This is a genomic window from Mesorhizobium sp. M4A.F.Ca.ET.022.05.2.1 (genome assembly GCF_003998845.1).
Taxonomy (GTDB): domain Bacteria; phylum Pseudomonadota; class Alphaproteobacteria; order Rhizobiales; family Rhizobiaceae; genus Mesorhizobium.
In genome coordinates this window covers 1-2519 of record NZ_RZOJ01000610.1, presented here as the reverse complement: position 1 = coordinate 2519, position 2519 = coordinate 1, and the positions used below count along the sequence as shown (strand labels likewise).

At 63.9% G+C, this 2519-nt stretch carries 3 protein-coding genes and 1 pseudogene; all 4 read left to right on the top strand.

Features of this window, described 5'->3' with window-relative positions; genetic code table 11:
• Window positions 1–248, top strand: a pseudogene (locus EN745_RS37365) (YihY/virulence factor BrkB family protein); the annotation flags it as partial.
• A gap of 178 nt (window positions 249–426) precedes the next feature.
• Entirely contained in the window at window positions 427–888 is a 462-nt protein-coding gene (locus tag EN745_RS33555) for a hypothetical protein (RefSeq protein ID WP_145992294.1), read from the top strand.
• Complete coding sequence (locus tag EN745_RS33550) at window positions 888–2057, top strand: acyltransferase (protein ID WP_127423224.1); 1170 nt, start codon at window positions 888–890, stop codon at window positions 2055–2057. The genes EN745_RS33555 and EN745_RS33550 overlap by 1 nt, the downstream gene beginning before the upstream one ends.
• Window positions 2054–2519: glycosyltransferase family A protein (locus EN745_RS33545; protein WP_145992293.1), on the top strand; the 466-nt coding region annotated here is incomplete at its 3' end. The genes EN745_RS33550 and EN745_RS33545, both read left to right, overlap by 4 nt.

The window sequence follows — 2519 nt, the reverse complement described above, 5'->3', positions numbered from 1 at the left end:
GGGTCTACTATTCTTCGCAGATCTTCCTCTTCGGCGCCGAGTTGACACGCGCCTATTCAATCCGCCGCGGGACGAGGCCGGACATGGGTCCCGTCGTGGCGCAGGACGCTGCCGCGAACAAGGCCGTCACGGCCGCCGAAACCGAGCCACAATCGCGAGGCGTCACCTGGGTCTCGATCCTGGTCGCGACCTGCGCCGGCTCAATCCTTGCGCTCATGCTCGATCGGGAGCGCCGCGCGGATCCATGACCGCGCCGCCAAATACTGTCTCATTGCGAATGGCGTGTTGAAGGAGGCGACCGTCGCCACGCCTCCGGTCCGCGCGACAACATATGTTATAGCTCGCTCGGCGGGATGCTCGTAACTTCGGCTCGCTTTGCATGTCTGGGCGAGCTCGGCGAAGAGGCGGCTCGGCCGAAGGTCGGGAATGCGTGGAAACCCAGCCTATCGCGCCATCTCGCACCATATCTTGCTGCACCGCACAATGTCGCACTGCCCTGAGTCATTCGCCCAAGGTCAATCATCCGGAGATTTTCATCAAATATCAAACAAGCACTCGCGAAAGTTGCGCGCCTCTTACCCAGAACACAACCTGATGAATACTTTTAGACCAACAGAACAAGCGTCGGATTTCTTGCACGACACCCCGACGCACTGGGGCGCAATTGGCAAAAATGGCAAAAACTGGGCGAATTTGCGCCTTTTGTCGGCGCCGCGATCACGATTTTATTTCAAGACGGTAAACATTTTGTGTTGCGGCGCAGCATTCCATGCTACATTCGTTAGCTATTGCGAATATGCCGTGGAGGAGATGAGCAGTTTGGGCCTTCTGCTGACCGGCATTGATATCAATCCAGCCTCAGCGGAAGACGCCGGCGGACGCGGCTGATGGCAAACGCCCGCGACATACAGCTCGATGCGCTGCGCGCCGTCGCGGTGACGATGGTGCTCTATGCCCACTTCCTGGCGCCCGGCGGGACTTCTTTTGTCGGCCATCTCGGCGTCAGGCTGTTCTTCGTGCTGTCCGGCTTCCTGATCACGCGGCTGCTCATCGACGCGCGCGACGCCGCCGCGTACGAGGCGGGGCCGGCGCTGCGGGCCTTCTACATCCGGCGCATGCTCAGGATCTTCCCGCCCTATTTCGCGGTGCTGGGCTTGGTCTGGCTGACCGACCTCGAACATTCCCGGGGCTCGCTTATCTGGCACGCGCTCTATCTCTCCAATTTCTGGTACGCGCTGCGCAACGAGTGGACGCCCTGGCTGCTCTGCCATTTCTGGAGCCTCAGCATCGAGGAGCAATTCTATCTCGCCTGGCCGCTGATCGTGCTTCTGGCGCCGCGCCGGCGCATCGAGGCGATCGTCACTGGCGTGATCTTGTTGTCGCTCGCCTACCGCTTCTACTGGCCGGTGACCGCCGTGCCGACACTTGCCCGCGATCTGCTGCCGCCAGCCTCGATGGACGCGCTGGCCTGCGGCGCGCTGCTTGCGGCGCGCCGCGCCAGGGGCGCTGACCTGCCGCGCTGGATGCAGCTCGGCTGGCCGGTTTTCGCAACCCTGTTCCTGGCGATCCAGTGGTTCGTCCCGGCGCCGGCAAACCCGATGCTGGAATGGGCGCACTGGCTGCTGCTGGAGGTGCTGCCGCTGGTGCCACTGGTGGTTCTGGTCACGGCCTTCTCGCGAGGCGTCGGCGGCTTCATCGGCAAGCTCGCGGAATTGCCACCCGCGCTTGCCCTTGGCCGCATCAGCTACGGCATCTATCTCTACCACCCGATCCTGCTGGCCTATGCCGTCAAGGCGCAGCCGTGGATTCCGCTCAACGTCTCCGAACAGGGGCCGGGCCGTTTCCTGGTCGCGGGCGCGGCCACCATCATTGTCGCCGCAGTTTCCTGGACGGTTTTCGAAAACCCGCTCAACGGCTTCAAGCGTCACTTTCCCTACGTCGCGCGCCGCGCTCACCCGCGCAGCGCGGGCGACACTGGCCGGTTGACCTTTCCCGGCGTGTCGCCCGATCATCGCGCGGCAGGGCTCGACCTGTCGCGCACGGAGGCACGCCGATGACCGCCGCGCCGCTCGTTTCCGTGCTTTTGCCCGTCTACAATGCCGGGCCCTATATCGCCGCCGCGATCGGCTCGATCCTGCGCCAGGACTACGATCGCCTCGAGGTGATCGCGATCGATGACGGGTCGAGCGACAACTCGCTGGAAATCCTCGAGCGCCACCGCAAGGCCGACAGCCGCGTCAGGCTCGTCTCGCGCGAAAACCGCGGCCTCGTCGCCACGCTGAATGAAGGGCTGCAGCTCGCCCGGGGCGAACTGGTCGCCCGTATGGACGCCGACGACTTCGCCTATCCGTGGCGCCTGTCGCGCCAGGTGGCACTGTTTGCCGAACGGCCGGAGCTCGGCTTCTGCGGCGCCGGCATAGACATGCTGCAGCACGGCCGCATCAAGAGCGGCTCGCTCGATCCGGTGTTCAAGGTCGGCCGCATCCCGATCCTGTCGCAGTTCTTCACCATCTTCATGC